Annotated in this window: 16 protein-coding genes; 11 read left to right on the forward strand and 5 right to left on the reverse strand. The window is 73.8% G+C overall.

Features of this window, described 5'->3' with window-relative positions:
- Window positions 1-369 precede the first annotated feature (369 nt).
- On the reverse strand, window positions 370-1,818 hold the full coding sequence (locus ACZ4M5_RS32630; RefSeq protein ID WP_467742328.1) for a cytosine permease: 1,449 nt from the start codon (window positions 1,816-1,818) through the stop codon (window positions 370-372).
- A gap of 143 nt (window positions 1,819-1,961) precedes the next feature.
- Here ACZ4M5_RS32630 and ureA point away from each other — a divergent pair, with 143 nt between their 5' ends.
- The 5 genes from ureA (at window position 1,962) to cimA (ending at window position 7,996) form a co-directional block, all read left to right on the forward strand.
- Window positions 1,962-2,666: an urease subunit gamma gene (gene ureA, locus ACZ4M5_RS32635; protein ID WP_467742330.1), complete on the forward strand. Its 705-nt coding sequence runs from the start codon at window positions 1,962-1,964 to the stop codon at window positions 2,664-2,666.
- Window positions 2,663-4,375, forward strand: a complete 1,713-nt coding sequence (locus ACZ4M5_RS32640) for an urease subunit alpha (protein ID WP_467742332.1) — start codon at window positions 2,663-2,665, stop codon at window positions 4,373-4,375. Before ureA ends, ACZ4M5_RS32640 begins: the two co-directional genes overlap by 4 nt.
- A gap of 9 nt (window positions 4,376-4,384) precedes the next feature.
- Window positions 4,385-5,422, forward strand: coding sequence for an agmatine deiminase family protein (locus tag ACZ4M5_RS32645; RefSeq protein WP_467742334.1), 1,038 nt, complete (start codon window positions 4,385-4,387; stop codon window positions 5,420-5,422).
- 8 nt (window positions 5,423-5,430) lie between these two features.
- Window positions 5,431-6,051, forward strand: a complete 621-nt coding sequence (locus tag ACZ4M5_RS32650) for a TetR/AcrR family transcriptional regulator (RefSeq protein WP_467742336.1) — start codon at window positions 5,431-5,433, stop codon at window positions 6,049-6,051.
- Window positions 6,052-6,391: 340 nt separating this feature from the next.
- On the forward strand, window positions 6,392-7,996 hold the full coding sequence (gene cimA, locus ACZ4M5_RS32655; protein WP_467742338.1) for a citramalate synthase: 1,605 nt from the start codon (window positions 6,392-6,394) through the stop codon (window positions 7,994-7,996).
- Between the two features lie 134 nt (window positions 7,997-8,130).
- Here cimA and ACZ4M5_RS32660 read toward each other — a convergent pair whose 3' ends face one another.
- A complete protein-coding gene (locus ACZ4M5_RS32660; protein ID WP_467742340.1) occupies window positions 8,131-8,817 on the reverse strand; it encodes an SLATT domain-containing protein in 687 nt (228 codons plus the stop codon).
- A gap of 145 nt (window positions 8,818-8,962) precedes the next feature.
- On the opposite strand from ACZ4M5_RS32660, the gene ACZ4M5_RS32665 reads away from it, so the two are divergent.
- Window positions 8,963-10,324 (forward strand): hypothetical protein, encoded by a 1,362-nt coding sequence (locus tag ACZ4M5_RS32665; protein ID WP_467742342.1) that lies wholly within the window; start codon window positions 8,963-8,965, stop codon window positions 10,322-10,324.
- Between the two features lie 37 nt (window positions 10,325-10,361).
- Here the strand turns inward: ACZ4M5_RS32665 and ACZ4M5_RS32670 are convergent, their stop codons facing one another.
- A complete protein-coding gene (locus ACZ4M5_RS32670; protein ID WP_467742344.1) occupies window positions 10,362-11,330 on the reverse strand; it encodes a DMT family transporter in 969 nt (322 codons plus the stop codon).
- A 74-nt stretch (window positions 11,331-11,404) separates the two neighbouring features.
- Between ACZ4M5_RS32670 and ACZ4M5_RS32675 the strand changes: the two genes are divergently transcribed.
- Both ACZ4M5_RS32675 and ACZ4M5_RS32680 read left to right on the forward strand, forming a co-directional pair.
- Window positions 11,405-11,986 (forward strand): TetR/AcrR family transcriptional regulator, encoded by a 582-nt coding sequence (locus ACZ4M5_RS32675; protein ID WP_467742346.1) that lies wholly within the window; start codon window positions 11,405-11,407, stop codon window positions 11,984-11,986.
- A gap of 39 nt (window positions 11,987-12,025) precedes the next feature.
- Window positions 12,026-12,607: a YdeI/OmpD-associated family protein gene (locus ACZ4M5_RS32680; RefSeq protein WP_467742348.1), complete on the forward strand. Its 582-nt coding sequence runs from the start codon at window positions 12,026-12,028 to the stop codon at window positions 12,605-12,607.
- 84 nt (window positions 12,608-12,691) lie between these two features.
- Here the strand turns inward: ACZ4M5_RS32680 and ACZ4M5_RS32685 are convergent, their stop codons facing one another.
- Window positions 12,692-13,477 (reverse strand): S1 family peptidase, encoded by a 786-nt coding sequence (locus ACZ4M5_RS32685; RefSeq protein WP_467742350.1) that lies wholly within the window; start codon window positions 13,475-13,477, stop codon window positions 12,692-12,694.
- Between the two features lie 221 nt (window positions 13,478-13,698).
- Window positions 13,699-14,304: a YceI family protein gene (locus ACZ4M5_RS32690; protein ID WP_467742352.1), complete on the reverse strand. Its 606-nt coding sequence runs from the start codon at window positions 14,302-14,304 to the stop codon at window positions 13,699-13,701.
- Between the two features lie 366 nt (window positions 14,305-14,670).
- Here ACZ4M5_RS32690 and ACZ4M5_RS32695 point away from each other — a divergent pair, with 366 nt between their 5' ends.
- From ACZ4M5_RS32695 to ACZ4M5_RS32705, 3 genes are all read left to right on the forward strand, one after another.
- Window positions 14,671-15,522 (forward strand): SDR family NAD(P)-dependent oxidoreductase, encoded by an 852-nt coding sequence (locus ACZ4M5_RS32695; RefSeq protein ID WP_467742354.1) that lies wholly within the window; start codon window positions 14,671-14,673, stop codon window positions 15,520-15,522.
- Window positions 15,523-15,682: 160 nt separating this feature from the next.
- Window positions 15,683-18,046, forward strand: a complete 2,364-nt coding sequence (locus ACZ4M5_RS32700) for a polysaccharide lyase 8 family protein (RefSeq protein ID WP_467742356.1) — start codon at window positions 15,683-15,685, stop codon at window positions 18,044-18,046.
- Window positions 18,047-18,199: 153 nt separating this feature from the next.
- Window positions 18,200-18,441 (forward strand): carboxyl transferase domain-containing protein (locus ACZ4M5_RS32705; protein ID WP_467742358.1); only part of this gene is annotated, 242 nt, incomplete at its 3' end.

Raw genomic sequence — 18,441 nt, forward strand, 5'->3', positions numbered from 1 at the left:
CTGTCGGGCGAGGGGCCGGGCTCGTCTTGCCGGGGGGCCGGTCGTGGGGTGTGCGTGGGGGAGACCGGCGGAGGGGAAGCAGGCGGCCGGGCTCGCGTCCGGCCCTGGCAGCGAGGGCGGGTCGGTCGGGGTTCGGCCCGTCTCCCGGGTGCCGGTCCGGTGGGCGCCCGGGCCTTTGCCCCCCCGCCGCCCAAGCCGGCGGGCCGAGGGGCCGGGCTCGTCTTGCCGGGGGCCGGTCGCGGGGTGCGGGTGGGTGACGCGGGCGGGCGGGAGACCGGGCGGTTCGACGCGCCTGGCCCCGTTCAGTGAGCGCCCTCCCCGTCCCGGGCTCGTTCAGCCGGTTGCCCGTCACCGCCCCGGGGCGGTGGGTCAGCGGGAGGGGTTCGACGCGGTCTCCGGGGACGGCTGCTGCGGCGAGTGTGGCCCGGCGGACGGGCGGGCCGCCTTCGGGGCCGACAGTACGTAGGCCGCTCCGCCCACCAGTCCCGACAGCAGGAAGCTGCAGTCCACCCCGCCGGTCAGGGCCAGCAGGGGTCCCTCGTAGGACGGCAGCGAGACCGCCAGGACGCCCACCGTCGCCCCGGCCGCCCAGGACGCCGTCGCCGGGACGTTCCAGCCCGCGCGGTACCAGTAGACGCCGCCCCGGGAGCGGCGGTTGAACACCTGCAGGGCGTCCGCGTCGTAGACCCCGCCGCAGCGGGCGAAGCCGATCAGCGTGATGACCGCCCATGGTGTGCCGATCGCCGTCAGCAGCAGCACGAAGGACGTCATCGCGTCCTGCGCGCTCGAGTAGTAGTGCCCGGCGAAGACGGCGGCGGTGGCCACGACGGCGACCGTGGAGGTCGCCCGGGCCCGCGAGGCGCGCGGCAGGATCGCGTCCAGGTCCAGGCCCATCGAGTACAGCATCAGCCCCGCGTTGCCGACCGAGCCCGCCGAGGCCGCGAGCAGCAGCGGTACCAGGTACCAGCCGGGCGCGGCGTCGACCAGCGGGCCCGCGTAGTCGAGGGCGGCCCGGGCCGCGTAGGCCGTGAACGTGCCGAACAGCTGCGGCACCAGCAGGCCCAGCATCAGCCCCAGCCAGGTCGCGTGCAGCACCCGGCGCGAGGAGTGCCGGGCCGGGGAGATGTAGCGGGTGTAGTCGCCGAGGAGGGTGATGAAGGCGACCGGCCCGGACAGCCCGGCCGCCACGGCAGCCAGCAGCCAGGTCGGCCAGAACCCGCCCAGCAGGTAGCCGCCCGCCCCGGGCAGCGCGGCGGTGGTGAAGTGCGGGGCGTAGGCGATCACGCCGAGCGCCAGCAGGGCCGTCATGCCGAAGGCGAGGACCCGGGACATCGCGAGCAGCACCCGGTAGCCGTAGACGGCGCCCGCGACCGTGGCGGCCGCGAGCAGGCCGTAGACGACCGCGTAGGAGGTGCCGCCCTGCGGCAGCCCGGCCAGCCGGCCCAGGACGCCCACCATCACGTCCCCGCCGATCCAGACGGTCAGCGCGGTGTAGCCGAGGGCCAGCAGCAGGCCGACGACCGAGCCGACCAGCCGTCCGCGCACCCCGAACTGGGCGCCGGAGGAGGTCGACAGGTTGGTGCCCGTGCGCAGCGAGACCAGGGCGAGCGGGGCCGTGAACACCACCCCGACGACGGTGCCCGCGACGACCGCCGCGACGGAGGACCACCAGTCCAGGCCGAAGGACGGCGGCAGCCAGCCGAAGACGATCACGCCGAGGCAGAGGTTGGAGCCGAGCAGGATCGAGACGAGGTCCCGTGGGCCGCTGGTGCGTTCCTCCTCGGGGATGGTGTCGACTCCGCGCTGTTCGATCGGCATGGTCTGGTCTCCTTCGACGCCACCAAGTTTTAGAGCGACGCTCAATGTGATGCAGTGCGGTGTGATCCGTCAATGGTTGGGTTGCGGAAAACCCGCGTTTAGAGTGATGCTCTAAGTTCTTGACGGCAAGGAGGTGCCGAGGCGTGAGACTGACTCCCACGGAACGTGACCGGCTGCTGCTCTTCTCGGCCGCGGAGCTGGCCCGGGCCCGCAGGGCGCGCGGGCTGCGGCTGAACGTGCCGGAGGCCACCGCACTGATCGCGGACACCGTGTGCGAGGCGGCCCGGGACGGCGCCCGGCTCGCCGAGGCGGTCGAGCGGGCCCGGGCGGTGCTCGGCCCGGGCGACGTGCTGCCCGGTGTCGCCGACGTCGTCACCGAGGTGCACGTCGAGGCGGTCTTCGACGACGGCTCACGGCTCGCCGTGGTCACCGACCCCCTCGGCCCCGGCTCCGGCCCCGACGCCCCCGGCGCGCTGCTGCCCGGCCCGGAGCACCCCGAGCCCGAACCCGCCGACCGGCTCACGGTCACCAACACGGCGTCCGTGCCCGTCTCGGTCACCTCGCACTTCCACTTCTTCGAGGCCAACCCCCGCCTCGACTTCCCCCGCGCCCGGGCCTACGGCATGCGCCTGGCCGTGCCCGCCGGGTCCTCCGTGCGGTTCGGGCCCGGGGAGAGCGTCGATGTCGCCCTGGTGCCGATCGGCGGAGACCGGATCGCCATCGGGTTCGCCGGGCTGGTCGACGGACCGCTGGACGCCCCGGGCGCCCGCGCGCAGGCGCTGCGCCGCGCCGCCGCCTGCGGCTACCTCGGCGCGACGGACACCGACGGACAGGAGGACGGGCGATGAGCCGCCCGGGAGGACACCCCGCAGAGGCCCGCCGCCTCACCCCGCACGAGTACGCCGCCACCCACGGACCGCGCGCCGGGGACCGCATCCGCCTCGGCGACTCGGGCCTCACCGTCCGCGTCGAGTCCGACTCCCAGCGGCCCGGCGACGAGTTCCTCGCCGGGTTCGGCAAGACCGCCCGCGACGGACTGCACCTGAAGGCCGCAGCGGTCCGCGAGACCTGCGACGTCGTCGTCAGCAACGTCGTGGTGATCGACGCCGTCCAGGGCGTGCGCAAGGTCTCCATCGGCATCCGCGAGGGGCGGATCTGCGCGATCGGGCGGGCCGGGAACCCCGACACCCTGGACGGGGTCGACGTCGTCGTCGGTACGGGCACCTCGATCGTCTCCGGCGAGGGGCTCATCGCCACGGCCGGGGCGGTCGACACCCACGTCCACCTGCTGTCGCCGCGGGTCATGGAAGCCTCGCTCGCCTCCGGCGTGACCACGATCATCGGGCAGGAGTTCGGGCCCGTGTGGGGCGTCGGGGTCAACTCGCCCTGGGCACTGCGCCACGCCTTCGGCGCCTTCGACGCCTGGCCGGTCAACATCGGTTTCCTGGGCCGCGGTTCGTCGTCCTCACCCGCACCCCTGGTCGAGGCCCTCGCCGAGGGCGGGGCGTCCGGCTTCAAGGTGCACGAGGACATGGGCGCCCACACCCGCGCCCTGGACACCGCGCTGCGCGTCGCCGAGGAGCACGACGTCCAGGTCGCCCTGCACAGCGACGGACTGAACGAGTGCCTGTCCGTCGAGGACACCCTGCGCGTGCTGGAGGGCCGCACCATCCACGCCTTCCACATCGAGGGCTGCGGCGGCGGGCACGTCCCCAACGTCCTGAAGATGGCGGGCGTCCCGAATGTCATCGGTTCCTCCACCAATCCGACCCTGCCCTTCGGCCGGGACGCCGTCGCCGAGCACTACGGCATGATCGTGTCCGTCCACGACCTGAAGACCGACCTGCCGGGCGACGCCGCCATGGCCCGCGACCGCATCCGGGCCGGGACCATGGGCGCCGAGGACGTGCTGCACGACCTGGGCGCCATCGGCATCACCTCCTCCGACGCGCAGGGCATGGGCCGGGCCGGCGAGACCGTCCGCCGCACGTTCGCCATGGCCGGGAAGATGAAGGCCGAGCTGGGCGACCCCGGAGCCGGGCACGACAACGAGCGCGTCCTGCGCTACATCGCGAAGCTGACCATCAACCCGGCCATCGCGCACGGCCTCGCGCACGAGGTCGGGTCCCTGGAGACGGGCAAGCTCGCCGACATCGTGCTGTGGCGCCCGGAGTACTTCGGGGCCAAGCCGCAGCTCGTGCTGAAGGCCGGCTTCCCGGCGTACGGGGTGACCGGCGACCCGAACGCGGCGACCGACACCTGCGAACCCCTCGTGCTGGGACCGCAGTTCGGCGCGTACGGGGCCACACCGGCCGACATCTCCGTGGCGTTCGTGGCACGGGCCGCCCTCGACCAGGGGCACGACACGCTGCCCACCCGCCGGCGCCGGGTCGCCGTGCGCGGCACCCGGGGCATCGGACCGGCCGACCTGCGCCTCAACTCCCGCACCGGTGCCGTCGACGTGGACCAGCGCACCGGGCTGGTCACCCTCGACGGCGAGCCACTGCGCTCCGAACCGGCCGACTCCGTCTCCCTCAACCGTCTCTACTTCCTCTGAGGATCCACGATGTCCGCAGCCGCCGACGGCTTCCGCATGCCCGCCGAATGGGCCCCGCACGAGCGCACCTGGATGGCCTGGCCCGGCCCCAACGCCACCTTCGAGTCCCCCGACGACCTGGCCGCCGCCCGGATCGCCTGGGCGTCGGTCGCCCGGGCGGTCCGCCGCTTCGAGCCGGTCACCGTGGTGTGCGGCCCGGGCCAGTCGGCGCAGGCGCGAACCCTGCTGGGCGACGGGATCGACACGGTCGAACGGGACCTCGACGACGCCTGGATGCGCGACATCGGGCCGACCTTCCTGACCGACGGCACGGGCCGGCTGGCCGCCGTCGACTGGACGTTCAACGGCTGGGGCGCGCAGGAGTGGGCGAGCTGGGAGCACGACGCGAAGATCGCCGCACACGTCGCCGACCTGGCCGGGGCGCGGACGTACTCCTCGGAGCTGGTCAACGAGGGCGGCGGGATCCACGTCGACGGGGAGGGCACGGTCCTGCTGACCGAGACGGTCCAGCTCGGACCCGAGCGCAACCCGGGCTGGAGCCGCGAGCGGGTCGAGGCCGAGATCCACGCCCACCTGGGCACGCGCAAGGCGATCTGGCTGCCGCGCGGCCTGACCGGCGACTACCCCCCGCACGGCTTCGGCACCCTCGGGCACGTCGACATCGTCGCCGCCTTCGCCCGCCCCGGTGTCGTCGTGGCCCACTCCCAGCCCGACCCCGCCCACCCCGACCACGAGATCACCAAGGAGGTAATCGGCCTGCTCAAGGCGCAGACCGACGCCCGGGGCCGCCGCCTGGAGGTCGTCGAGGTCCCCGCCCCGACGGTCCTGGAGGCCGACGGCCACTGGGCCGACTACTCCTACATCAACCACTACCTGTGCAACGGCGGCGTCGTGCTGTGCGGCTTCGACGACCCCCGCGACGAGATCGCCGCCGGCATCTTCCGCCGTCTGTTCCCCGGGCGGACCGTGACCCTCGTGGACGCCCGTACGATCTTCGCGGGCGGTGGCGGCATCCACTGCATCACCCAGCAGCAGCCGAGGATCTAGGAGCGCACATGGCCGGTGGGCGAAAGCAGGCCCCGCCCCGCGAGGACGTGCTCGCCGCCGCCATGGAGATGATCGCCGAGCGCGGCCTGGAGAAGCTGACGATGGCGGCGCTCGGCCGCGAGGTCGGGATGAGCAGCGGCCACCTGCTCTACTACTTCGGCTCCAAGGACGAACTGCTGCTGCGCACCCTGGAGTGGAGCGAGGGCCGGCTGGGCGCCGAGCGCGCCCGGCTGCTGACCCGGGCCGCCCCCGCCGGCGAACGCCTGCGCGCCTATGTCGACCTGTACGTCCCCGACGGCCACCGCGACCCCCACTGGACGCTGTGGCTGGAGGTCTGGAACCGGTCGCAGAACGCCGCCGTCGAATCCGAAGCCCGGGACCGGCAGGCCGCCATCGAGGGCGCCTGGCACCGCGACCTGGTCGCCCTGCTCGCCGAGGGCATCTCGCGCGGCGAGTTCCGCCGCGTCGACCCGGACCGCTTCGCCGCCCGTCTGCGCGCGCTGCTGGACGGGCTGTCCATCCACGTCGCCATCGGCCTGCGCGGAACCGACCGGGCCGGGGTGCTGCAGCACGTGGCCGAGTTCCTCGCCGACGGGCTCCTCGCGCCCGGCCCCGCCGAGGACGGCTGAACGGCGCCCCGGGCGGCGTGTCCGCCACCCGGAGCCGATCGACCGCATGCTGAGACGCCGGTGAGCCGGGCCCGGGGACTGTGCCAGACTTCCCGCGTGCTCTCGTTCGCCATGATTATTGGCAGCAGGCGCGCCGGTCCGCAGTGACCGCACGTACGACCAGGTACGGGCGGACACCGTCGTCCTCGACCCGCGCGCAGACCTCTCGCACCCGCGAGGGGTTTTTCGCATTTCTGGCCCACCCGCAGCCGGAAGGCGAGAGCGCGAGGAAGTATGTGAGGGCGGTGGAGCCGGTCATTCCGGTACGACCGAGATCTCATCCTCAGGAGCCTTTGAGACCATGACCGAGACCAGCGAGCCCGACGACTCGTTCCATGTCTTCGACACGACCCTGCGCGACGGCGCCCAGCGGGAGGGCATCAACCTCACCGTCGCCGACAAGCTCGCCATCGCCCGGCACCTGGACGACTTCGGCGTGGGCTTCATCGAGGGCGGCTGGCCCGGCGCCAACCCGCGGGACACCGAGTTCTTCGCCCGCGCCCGGCAGGAGGTCGACTTCCGGCACGCCCAGCTGGTCGCCTTCGGCTCCACCCGCCGCGCCGGCACCACCGCGGCCGAGGACCCCCAGGTCAGGGCCCTGCTGGAGTCCGGTGCCCCGGTGATCACCCTGGTCGCCAAGTCGCACGACCGCCATGTCGAGCTCGCCCTGCGCACCACCCTCGACGAGAACCTCGCGATGGTCGCCGACACCGTGTCCTACCTGAAGGGGCAGGGCCGCCGGGTCTTCGTCGACTGCGAGCACTTCTTCGACGGCTACCGCGCGAACCAGGAGTACGCCAAGGCGGTCGTGCGCACCGCGTCCGGCGCCGGCGCCGACGTCGTCGTCCTGTGCGACACCAACGGCGGCTTCCTCCCGGCGCAGATCCAGGCGGTCGTCGGCACCGTCCTCGCCGACACCGGCGCCCGGCTCGGCATCCACGCCCAGGACGACACCGGCTGCGCGGTCGCCAACACCCTGGCCGCCGTCGACGCCGGCGCCACCCACGTGCAGTGCACCGCCAACGGCTACGGCGAGCGCGTCGGCAACGCCAACCTCTTCCCGGTCGTGGCGGCCCTGGAGCTGAAGTACGGCAAGAGGGTCCTGCCCGAGGGGCACCTGCGGGAGATGACGCGGATCTCGCACGCCATCGCCGAGGTCGTCAACCTGACCCCCTCCACCCACCAGCCCTACGTCGGCCTGTCCGCCTTCGCCCACAAGGCCGGCCTGCACGCCTCCGCGATCAAGGTCGACCCGGACCTGTACCAGCACATCGACCCCGGGCGGGTCGGCAACACGATGCGGATGCTCGTCTCCGACATGGCCGGGCGGGCCTCCATCGAGCTCAAGGGCAAGGAGCTCGGCGTCGACCTCGGCGGCGACCGCGAGCTGGTCGGCCGGGTCGTCGAACGGGTCAAGGAGCGCGAGCTCAAGGGCTACACCTACGAGGCCGCCGACGCGAGCTTCGAGATCCTGCTGCGCACCGAGGTCCAGGGCAGGCCGCTGCGCTACTTCCAGGTCGAGTCCTGGCGGGCCATCGTCGAGGACCGGCCCGACGGGTCCCACGCCAACGAGGCCACGGTCAAGCTGTGGGCCAAGGGCGAGCGCATCGTCGCCACGGCGGAGGGCAACGGCCCGGTCAACGCCCTCGACCGGGCCCTGCGCGTCGGCCTGGAGAAGATCTACCCCCAGCTGGCCAAGCTGGAGCTGGTCGACTACAAGGTCCGCATCCTGGAGGGCAAGCACGGCACCAACTCCACGACGCGCGTGCTGATCTCCACATCGGACGGCTCGGGGGAGTGGTCGACGGTGGGCGTCGCCGACAACGTCATCGCGGCGAGCTGGCAGGCCCTGGAGGACGCGTACACCTACGGCCTCCTGCGGGCCGGGGTGCTCCCGGCGGAGTAGGACCGGGGGCGTCTCCGGCCGAGTAGGGCCAGGGACGGTTCCGGCGGAGCAGGGCCGGCGGGGCCGTCCGCTCCGCGCGCCGCCCACGGCGCGCGGCCCGGCCCCGGTCCGGATCACATCCGGACCATCCTCAGTCAGATCGCCGTGTCCCTGGACCGCGGGCCCGGAACCTCCCCGCCCCGGGCGCCGCCGGGCGCCCGGTCCAGCCGGAACAGGCCCGCGCCGTGCGGGCGCTGGCCGGTGACCTGGGAGGTCGAGCGGGTCAGTTCCTCGACGCCGTCGGCGAGGTAGCCGACCCAGGCCGACCCCTCCTCCTCGACGATCCGGTGCGCGTCCGTGCGCAGCCGCTCGATCACGCCCAGCAGGGCGGCCTGCTCCTTGTCGCTCGGGGAGTCGGTGGTCCGCAGGTATGCCTGCGCCCACTCCGCCTGCGCCTTCTTCAGCAACTGCTGCAACGCCAGCTGTGAGCGGATGTACCGGGTCCAGGACGCCGAGAAACCGAAGATCCGGTCGAACAGGACGCAGCCGGCGCCGGCCGCCAGGAACACGAACCCCCACTCGGGCTGCACGGCGGTGGGCGCGGCCGCGTGCACCAGGGGCGTCAGCGTGCCGACGATGCCCAGCAGCGCCGCGAGCGCCCGCAGCGAACGCGACCAGAGCGCCGGTCCCCGCCGCCGCGCCAGATACCAGTCGATCGCCGCCAGCACCTCGGCCTCGGCGTGCCGGAACAGCTCCCACAGCAGATCGGCCCGGGTCCGCGACCGGTCCAGCTCGGTCAGTCCGGACACGGTCATGTCCGCGGCCCTGCGTCGTCCGAGCATGCCTTCGTCCCCGCCCTCCCGCTGCGGCCGGCGGGCCAGGGCGGCCCACGGCAGTACGTCACAGGCATCGTAGGGCCCGGGGCGGGCCGGAAACCGGGTCCCGGGCGATCTCCCTTTCTGTGCCGATTCGGGTAGCTTCGAACATATGAAGGCCCACTTGGTGCGTACCGTCATACGCCTCCTGATCGTGCCGGTCGCCGCCGTGCTGGCGGTGCTGGTGGCGGGTGCGCCGGGTGCGCACGCGGCCACCGACCTGTCGAAAGTCGCCGCGGAACTGCGCGAGAACCCCGTCTACGTGGACCCGGCCGCCTCCGGCCTGCTCTCCGCGTCGGACGCCGAGGCGCTCGCCGACAAGATCAAGGACGCCGACAAACCGGTCTTCGTGGCGGTCCTGCCGGCCGGTTACCCCACGCAGGACCTGTTCCGGAACCTGCGCACCGAGACCGGCGTCACCGGCCTGTACGGCATCCGCCTCGGCGACCGGTTCGACGCCCGCGCCGACCGCGCGGTGATGAGCCGCCCGGCGGTGTCCAACCTCGTGTCGGCCGTGCAGGGCGCGGGCGACACCAAGGCCCAGTTGAACGACTTCGTCGACGACGCCCTGCGCAACGTGCGCGGCACGGCGCCCAGCAGCTGGGGCGGCGGCTCGGGCAGCGACGTGCCGGTCGGCGGGCTGATCACGGTCGGCGCCCTGGTCGCGGCCGGCGGCGCCGGCACCTACGCGCTGGTCCGGCGCAACCGCCGCCGCCACGAGGAGGAGCAGCGGGCCGCGCTGGAGAGGCTGCGCGTGGTGGTCGACGAGGACATCACGGCCTTCGGCGAGGAACTCGACCGCCTCGACTTCCGCCCGGGGGAACCCGGCGCCGACGACGCCATGCGCGCCGACTACGAGCGGGCCCTGGACTCCTACGACCGGGCCAAGTCCCTGATGGCGGCGGCGGCCAAACCGGAGGACGTGCGGGCCGTGACCCAGACCGTGGAGGACGGCCGGTTCTCCCTGGCCTCCCTCGCCGCCCGCCGCGAGGGCAGGGTCCTCCCGGAACGGCGCCCGCCGTGCTTCTTCGACCCGCGCCACGGCCCCTCGGTGGCCGACGCGAGCTGGACGCCGCCCGGCGGCACCACGCGCGAGGTCCCCGTGTGCGCGGCCGACCAGGTGCGGCTCGCGGAGGGCCGCGACCCGGCGGTGCGCGAGGTCGACACCGACTACGGCCGCCGCCCGTACTGGGAGGCGGGCCCGGCCTACGGCCCCTGGGCCGGCGGCTACTTCGGCGGCGGACTGCTGCCCGGCCTCCTGGTCGGCACGGCGCTCGGCAGCATCATGGCCGGCCCCGCCTACGCGGCCGACTACGGCTCCGGTTACGGCGACTTCAGCGGCTACGAGGGCGGTGACGTCTCCGGCGCGGACTTCGACACCGGCGACTTCGGCGGTGGGTTCGGCGGAGGTGATGTCGGCGGCGGCGGTGACTTCGGCGGAGGCGGCGGCGACTTCGGCGGCGGTGGATTCTGACCCGGGCCGGCTCACGTCCCGTCAGGCCGGAGACCCCCTAGCGGCACGACGGCTGACGGCGGGCGCGTCCGGAGGAGCGGGTGCGCCCGGGGGAGCGGGGCCACTCGCCGCCCGGCCCGCCCCGGGCGGCGTCCCCGCCCCGCCCGCCCTCGCCGCGGCCGACGACGACGACGGCCAGCAGGCAGACGGCCAGCCCCAGCGCGGTCCGGACGCCGAACGGCTCGTCGAACATCAGCGCTCCCCACACGGCCGTGACCGGCGCCATGAGGAACATCAGCGTGTTGACGGCGGTGACGCCGGAGCGCCGCAGCAGGAGCCAGTACAGCCCGTACCCGCCGACGGTGGACAGGACCACGAGCCAGACCACCGCCAGCCAGAACGCGCCCTCGGCGGGCGGCGCGGCGGACCCGGCCGCGAAGGCCAGCACGGAGAACAGGACGGCACTGGTGGCGCAGTGGACCGTGAGGGACACCTGCGGTGCCACGCGTGAGCGGGACCGGCTCTCCAGGAACGTCGCCGCGATCAGCGAGAACATCCCGAGCAGCGGGACGGCGTAGGCCCACCGGGGCACATCGGCCCCTGCCGTCGCGTCGGCCAGGGTGACCACGGTGACGCCGCTCAGGCCCAGCACCAGGCCGATCCACTGCCGTCCCGACACGTACTGCCCCAGCAGCGGTCCGGCGAGGGCGCCCGCGACCAGGGGCTGGACCCCGTCGATCAGGGCCGTCGTCCCGCTGGAGACGCCGAGTTGGATGGCGTGGTACACGCTCAGCAGGTAGCCGCTCTGCGACAGCAGGCCGATGACGGCCTGGCGGGTCAGGTCCCGGGCGGTCAGTCCCCGCCAGGCGCCGCGCGCGACGACGGCGACGGCCACGAGGACGAGGGCCGGCGGCAGGAACCGCCACATCAGCACGGTGATCGCGGACGCGCTGCCCGCGCCGAGCTTGGCGCCGATGAAGCCGGAACTCCAGCACAGCACGAAGGCGAGCGACAGAAGGATCCTCACGGCGTCACCCCAGCCACTAGACAGATCGGTTTACTCGTTCCCGGCTCACTATACAGATCGGTATAGTGAGGGGCATGGGCACCACCGAGACCCCCCGCCGCATCACCATGACGCCCGCCGCACGCCGCGCCCTGCGGGCGGCCGGCCGGCTCTTCTACGAGCGCGGCATCCACGCGGTGGGCGTCGACCTCATCGCGGCCGAGGCCGGGGTGACGAAGAAGACCCTCTACGACCGGTTCGGCTCCAAGGAGCAGATCGTCGTCGAGTACCTGGCCGACCGCGACGAGCGCTGGCGGGCCTTCCTCGCCGAGCGGCTGGACGCGGCGGGGCCGGAGCCGCGCGCCCGCGTCCTGGCCGTCTTCGACGCCACGGGCGCCTGGGCCGCGGACCTCAGCCCGAAGGGGTGCAGCATGGTCAACGCCCATGCGGAGATCAGCGACCCGGCCCACCCGGCCCACCCGGTCATCACCGGGCAGAAGCGGTGGATGCTCGACCTGTTCACCCGCCTCGTCGAGGACATCGCCCCCGAGCGGGCCGGCGAGCTGGCCCGGACGCTGATGCTGCTGCACGAGGGCGCCCTGGTCGCGCACGGGCTCGGCATCTTCCCGGACGCGGCGGCATCGGCGCGCGAACAGGCCCGCGCCCTGCTCCCGTAGCGGACGGCATCCGTCCTACTGCCTCCGTACGGTGGTGCCATGAGCGCCACCGACGACACCGGCCCGCTCGCCTTCGCGACCGTGGCCGGGCTGGACTCCTGGCTCGCCGCCCATCCGGCCCCGCACCCCGGGCTGTGGGTGGAAGTGGCCAGGAAGGGCTCGGGCATCGCCTCCGTCAGCGCCGCCGACGTCAACGACGTGGCCCTGTGCCACGGCTGGATCACCGGGCAGCGCAAGGGACTCGACTCCGCGCGCTACCTCCAGCGGATCACTCCGCGGCGGCCCGGCAGTCTCTGGTCCGCGGTCAACGTCCGGCGGGTGGGGGAGCTGACCGCCGAGGGCCGGATGCGCCCGGGGGGACTCGCGGAGGTCGCGGCCGCGCGGGCCGACGGGCGGTGGGACGCGGCGTACGCGTCGCAGAAGGAGGCCGAGGTCCCCGGTGACCTGGCGGCGGCGCTGGAGCGGAGCCCGCGGGCCGCGGCGGCCTTCCGGGCGCTCGGCCGCACGGACCGCTACCTGGCGATGCTCGGCGTCCTGCGCGCCCGGACGCCGAGCGCGCGTGCGGCCCAAGTGGCTGCCGCCGTGGCGGCGTTGGAGTCACGCGACGAATCGGGCCGCTGAGGGCCCGCAATGCCGCAGCCGCCCCTGGGACCCCCGGGCGTGACGGCCCGGCGCCGCCAACGGCGCCGGGCCCGGGACGAGCGGTCAGAGCGTGGACGCCGCCGAGGCGATGGCGGAGGCGAAGGTCGAGACCTCGGTGTAGACGCCGGGCGCCTGGGGCCGGGCGCAGCCCTCACCCCAGCTGACAATGCCGACCTGGATCCAGTCGCCGACGTTGTCCTTGCGGAACATCGGGCCGCCGGAGTCGCCCTGGCAGGTGTCGACGCCGCCCGCGTCGAAGCCGGCGCAGATCTCCTCGTTCGCCACGAGACCGCTGTACGAGCCGCCGTACGCCTTGCACGCGGCGTCGCTGACGAACGGCACGGTGGCCTTCAGCAGGTAGCGCTGCTGGGCGCCGCCCTCGCGGTTGGCGCCCCACCCGGCGACCGTGAAGTCGCCGGTGTTGTACTGCGCCGTGGTGGCAATCTTGAGGGTCGGCAGGTTGATGGGCTGGGCGAGCTTGATCAGCGCCCAGTCCTTGCCGGTGCCGTTGTAGCCGGGGGCGCGCAGCACCTTGGTGGAACGCACCTGCACGCGGCCGCTGGTCGACTGGAGGTCCACGACCCCGGCGGTCGCCGTGATGCTCGTGTTGTTGCCGGAACGGCCCACGCAGTGCGCGGCCGTGAGCACGATCTGCTGGGTGTAGAGCGCGCCACCGCAGCCCATGGAGAGCCGGACCATGAACGGGAACTCGCCCTGCGCGGCGCGCGTCCCGCCCACCACGGGCGAGGGAGCGGCCTGCGCGGCGGAGACGGGCTGCAGGCTGGCGATCGCGAGCGCGGCGGCGCCGAGGACGGCGCATCTCTTGAGGGCCGTGAGGAGTCTCTTCAACGTGATGCCTTCCGTGGGGGGTTGACTGGGGAGGTGCAACCGGAGCATCAGATTGACGAGCGCATGACAGCAGCATGGGCAAAAAGAACGTCCATGGACTGGCATGGACTGGTCAAAATTCTGCTGCTGGATTATGAGAACGCCGACGGTCCTTCCACAAGGGGCGCGTTCCGGCCAGACCGGCCCGGTGGCGGGGGGGCCACCGGGTCGGCCGCGCGGGCTCACGCGTTCCTGACGGCCGAGATGTCGAAGGTGAGCTTGATCTTGTCGGACACCAGGACACCGCCGGTCTCCAGTGCGGCGTTCCAGGTCAGGCCCCACTCGGAGCGCAGGATCTCCGCCTTGCCCTCGAAGCCGGCGCGCTCGTTGCCGAACGGGTCCTTCGCGACGCCGTTGAACTCGAGGTCGATCGTCAGCGGGCGGGTCGTGCCGAGGATCGTCAGGTCGCCGGTGATGCGGTAGTCGTCGCCGCCGAGCGCCTCCGCCCCGGCGGAGCGGAACGTCATGGCCGGGAACTCGTCCGCCTTGAAGAAGTCGGCGCTCTTGAGGTGGCCGTCGCGGTCCGCGTTGCCCGTGTCGATGCTGTCCATGACGACGTCGAGGGAGGCCGTGGAGTGCGAGGGGTCGCTGCCGTCCAGGTGGAGCGTGCCGGTGAAGTCCTTGAAGCTGCCCTTGACGTTGGTGACCATCGCGTGCCGGGCCGTGAAGCCGATCGTGGAGTGCGTGGGGTCGATCGTGTAGTCACCGGTCAGGGCGGCGAGCTCCGGGCTCACGGCACCGTCGGTGGTGGTGGCGGTGGTGCTGGTGCTGCGGCTGAAGATGCTCATGGCGTACGCCTCCTGCGCTTATGTTGAACGTTGAACTACCTGAACGCGACCCACCGTAGACCTATTCCGTTCAACATTCAACATCTGTGCGGGGTGTGTCTCCGTCCCGTCCGGATCCGGCGCGTGCCGTACACCCGGATGGCCGCATCGAGCGGTTCGCCGCGGGGGTGACGCCGGATTCCGGTGGAGACGCCACGGACCGTGCGCCGCCCGGGAACGGGGCCGCGGGAGACCCGCCGAGCGGGCGCGGAGGCGCGGCCGTGTGCGGTGGCGGGGTCCCGGAAGACGGGGTTCGGTTGCAAGGAACCGTATGGAGACGCGACAGACGAGACCACGGCGGACGCACAGCGCAGGGGAGAGCGACTCGTGACACTCACCGGCTCCGGCTCGGCCCACGACCCCCGGGCGGATTCAGCCCCACGCCACGCGGCGACCCCCGCCCCGGACCGGCCCGGTGCCTACGGACCGGCGCGGGGACTCGACCGGCGCGTGGCCCTGGTCACCGGCGCCTCCTCGGGCATCGGGGCCGCCACGGCACGCCGTTTCGCCTTGGACGGCTGGCACCTGCTGCTCAGCGGACGCGACCGGCACGGCCTGGAGCGGACGGCCTCGGGCACGTCGGCCGTCGTGCTCCCCGCCGACCTCGCGGCCCCCGACGGACCCCGCCTGCTGGCCCGGTCCGCCCTGCACACGACCGGCCGCATCGACGCCCTGGTCGCCGGGGCGGGGCTCGGCTGGACCGGGCCCTTCGCGGCCATGCCGCACACCGACATCGACCGCGTGCTCACCCTGGACCTCAACGCCACGCTCCACCTCGTGCGCGAGGTACTGCCGTCCATGATCGCCGCCCGGCGTGGCCGGGTGGTGCTGCTCGGCGCGGCGGCGGGCGGCGGCGGAGTGCCGCAGGAGGCGGTCCGTTCCGCCGCCCGGGCCGGACTCGCCGCCTTCGCCGAGGCGTTGCGCCGCGAACTGCACGGCACGGGTGTGGGCGTGACGCTCGTCGAACCCGGTCCCGTGGGTACGGCGTTCCCCACGCGCGAGGGTGACCACGCGGGCCGCCTGTCGCCGGGCCACGTGGCCGCCCGGATCTGGGAGGCCGTGTCCCAGGACCGCGACGAGGCCGCCGCACCCGCCCGGCCGAGCCTGCCGGAGCGCGTCCGCGAGCTGGCACCGGGCCTGTACCGCAGATGGACGAACGGCTCGGACCGATCAGGCTGAGCCGGGGCCGGCACCGCCCGGCCGGCTTGCGGGCCCGGGCCCGGGCTCGGGTCCGGGCCGTGCCGGTCCTCTCGTAGCCCGGGGAGCGGCCTCCGCCGTCCGGTCGATCCGGCCGGTTCCGGCGTTCAGGGCGAGCGCCCGCGCGTGGTAGGGCATGGGCATGACTGCCCAGCGCCGCGCCCTGCCCGGAGGCCACCACCGGCCCACCCGTCGCGCCCTGCTGCTGACGGCCGCCGCCCTCGCGGCGACCGGCGGGGCCCCGCCCGCCACCGCGAGCGCCGCCTCCGGCCGGACCGGTGCCGGCGACCCGTACGACACCCTGCGCCGCCGCTGGCTGGAGCTCGCCCTGGGCAGCGGGTACGACCCGGCAGCCGAGCCCTACGCCTCACGGCTCGCCCGGACCGGCGCCCTCGCGCGGGAGCTGAGCGGCACCATGTCCCCGGCCGCCGGCTCCCTCTGGCCCGGCCACCCCTTCGACCCGCCGGCCGGCATCACCCTCAGCTACGGCCGCCTGTGGACCATGACCCAGGCGTGGCTCCGCCCCGGCACCGGATCGACCGGTGATCCGGACCTGCTCGCCCGCGTCCTGCACGGCCTCGACCACCTCGCCACCACCGTCTACCACCCGGCCACCACCCCCTACGGAAACTGGTGGGAGTGGCAGATCGGCAGCCCCCGTCTGCTCATGGACATCACGGCCGCCCTCCACGACCGGCTGGGCGACGCCCGGGTCCGCGCCGCCTGCGCGGCCGTCGACCACTTCGTCCCCGACTCCGCGATCGGCGACTACAGCGGCACCTCCACCGGCGCCAACCGCGTCGACCTGTGCCGCTCCGTCGCCCTGCGCGGCGTCCTCGGCCGCGACCCGGCCAAGATCGCCCTCGCCCGGGACGCGCTCTCCCCGGTCTTCCCGTACGTGACCCGGGGCGACGGCCTGTACGCCGACGGCTCGTTCGTCCAGCACACCTGGGTCGCCTACTCGGGCACGTACGGCCAGGTCCTGCTCGACGGCCTGGGCCGCCTGTTCGCCCTGCTCGCCGGATCCGACTGGGAGGTCACCGATCCGAACCGGCAGATCGTCCTCGACAGCGTCGAGCACGCCTTCGCACCGCTCGTCCACGACGGCCTCGTCATGGACGGCGTCAACGGCCGCGCCATCAGCCGCGGGCTCCTCGCCGCCGACGACCGCCGGGTCATGCGCAGCGACCACTACCACGGCCAGCAGCTCATCGCGGCCATCGCCCTCCTCGCGGCCGGCGCGAGCCCCGCGGAACGCGACCGCTGGCACGCCCGCGTCAAGGGCTGGATCGAACGGGACACCGTGAGCCCCGTCCTGACGGCCCCTCAGTACGACGTCGCCGACCTCGCCCGGCTGCACGCGATCGCCGCCTCACCCGTGCCCGCGGCGCCCGAACCCGCCGGTCACCGCCTGTTCGCCGCCATGGACCGCGCCGTCCACCGCGGCCCGGGCTTCACCGTGAACGTCGCCATGGCCAGCGACCGCATCGCCCACTACGAGTGCGGCAACGGTGAGAATCCGCGCGGCTGGCACACCGGCGCCGGCATGGTGAGCTGGTGGTCCGGCGCGAGCGACCAGTACACCGACTGGTACTGGCCGACCGTCGACTGGTACCGCCTGCCCGGCACCACCGTCTCCACCAGGCGGCTCGCGGACCGGGAGGGCGGCGAGTGGGGCACCGCCCGCCCCGCCGCCCGCTGGGTCGGCGGCACCACCGACGGCCGGTACGCGGCCCTCGGCCAGGACCTCAGGGGCCTCGGCTCCACCCTGCGGGCCCGCAAGTCCTGGTTCTTCGCCCATGACGCGGTGATCTGCCTGGGCGCCGGGATCAGCTGCGCCGACGGCGTCCCCGTGGAGACGGTCGTCGACAACCGCAACCTGGGGGAGTCCGGCACCCAGCGCTTCACCCGGGGCCCGCACTGGGCCCACCTGGAGGAGCACGGCGGCTGGGTGCTCCTCGACGGCGAGGCGCGGTCGCTGCGCGAGGACCGCACCGGCGCCTGGTCCGACATCAACACCGGCGGCACGGCCGAGCGCCGCACCCGTCGCTGGCAGACCCTCTGGCTCGACCACGGCACCGACCCGCACGACGCCACGTACGCCTACCTGCTGATGCCCGGGGCGTCCCGCCGCGCCGTCGCCCGCCGGGCCGCGGACCGCCCCTGGCTGTCGGTCCTCGCCAACGACGCCGGGCGCCAGGCGGTCGCGGTGCCCTCCCTGGGCCTGACGGCGGCGAACTTCTGGCAGGCGGGCACGGCGGGACCGCTCACCGCCTCCGCGGGAGCGAGCGTGCTGACCGTCCGCAGCGGCCGTGGCGCTACGCTCTGCGTGAGCGAACCGCCCCGCACGGGCGAGCCCCTGGAGATCGTCTGGGACCGCCCGGTACGCCGGGTGATCCGCGCCGACCACTCGGTGCGCGTCCTCGCCACGGGCACCCGTCTGCGCGTCCGCGTCACCCCGGGGGAGGCATGCGCCACCCACGTCTGTGAGGTGGCTCTCGCCTGACGACTTTGTACGACCCCTACAAGCGACATACCCTCTGAGCAGTCAGAAAAGCTGCACCCGGCCATGGTTCTGTTCAGGGGTACCAGGAAAACACGCCGGAGACTGTGAGGAGTCGACGGCCCCATTCCTCGGTCGGCTTCGTAAGGTCGCTACATGACCGTTTTGGATGAGGCGCCGGGTGAGCCGGCCGACGCGCGCGGACGTGTGGCCGAACTGCACGAGATCCGTGCGCAGGCGGTGGCCGGACCGAGCGAGAAGGCGACCGAGGCGCAGCACGCCAAGGGCAAGCTGACCGCGCGCGAGCGCATCGAACTTCTCCTGGACCCGGAGTCCTTCCGCGAGGTCGAGCAGCTGCGCCGGCACCGGGCGACGGGCTTCGGGCTGGAGACGAAGAA

The sequence above is a fragment of the Streptomyces sp. NPDC026246 genome (assembly GCF_055567995.1).

What these genes read in the sequence shown, in the direction of transcription:
- ACZ4M5_RS32650 (WP_467742336.1), top strand. Translation starts at nt 5,431, where the DNA reads ATGGCCGGTGGGCGAAAGCAGGCCCCGCCCCGCGAGGACGTGCTCGCC.
- ACZ4M5_RS32630 (WP_467742328.1), bottom strand. Translation starts at nt 1,818, where the DNA reads ATGCCGATCGAACAGCGCGGAGTCGACACCATCCCCGAGGAGGAACGC.
- ACZ4M5_RS32660 (WP_467742340.1), bottom strand. Translation starts at nt 8,817, where the DNA reads ATGCTCGGACGACGCAGGGCCGCGGACATGACCGTGTCCGGACTGACC.
- ACZ4M5_RS32690 (WP_467742352.1), bottom strand. Translation starts at nt 14,304, where the DNA reads ATGAGCATCTTCAGCCGCAGCACCAGCACCACCGCCACCACCACCGAC.
- ACZ4M5_RS32700 (WP_467742356.1), top strand. Translation starts at nt 15,683, where the DNA reads ATGACTGCCCAGCGCCGCGCCCTGCCCGGAGGCCACCACCGGCCCACC.
- ACZ4M5_RS32645 (WP_467742334.1), top strand. Translation starts at nt 4,385, where the DNA reads ATGTCCGCAGCCGCCGACGGCTTCCGCATGCCCGCCGAATGGGCCCCG.
- cimA (WP_467742338.1), top strand. Translation starts at nt 6,392, where the DNA reads ATGACCGAGACCAGCGAGCCCGACGACTCGTTCCATGTCTTCGACACG.
- ACZ4M5_RS32640 (WP_467742332.1), top strand. Translation starts at nt 2,663, where the DNA reads ATGAGCCGCCCGGGAGGACACCCCGCAGAGGCCCGCCGCCTCACCCCG.
- ACZ4M5_RS32665 (WP_467742342.1), top strand. Translation starts at nt 8,963, where the DNA reads ATGAAGGCCCACTTGGTGCGTACCGTCATACGCCTCCTGATCGTGCCG.
- ACZ4M5_RS32680 (WP_467742348.1), top strand. Translation starts at nt 12,026, where the DNA reads ATGAGCGCCACCGACGACACCGGCCCGCTCGCCTTCGCGACCGTGGCC.
- ACZ4M5_RS32675 (WP_467742346.1), top strand. Translation starts at nt 11,405, where the DNA reads ATGGGCACCACCGAGACCCCCCGCCGCATCACCATGACGCCCGCCGCA.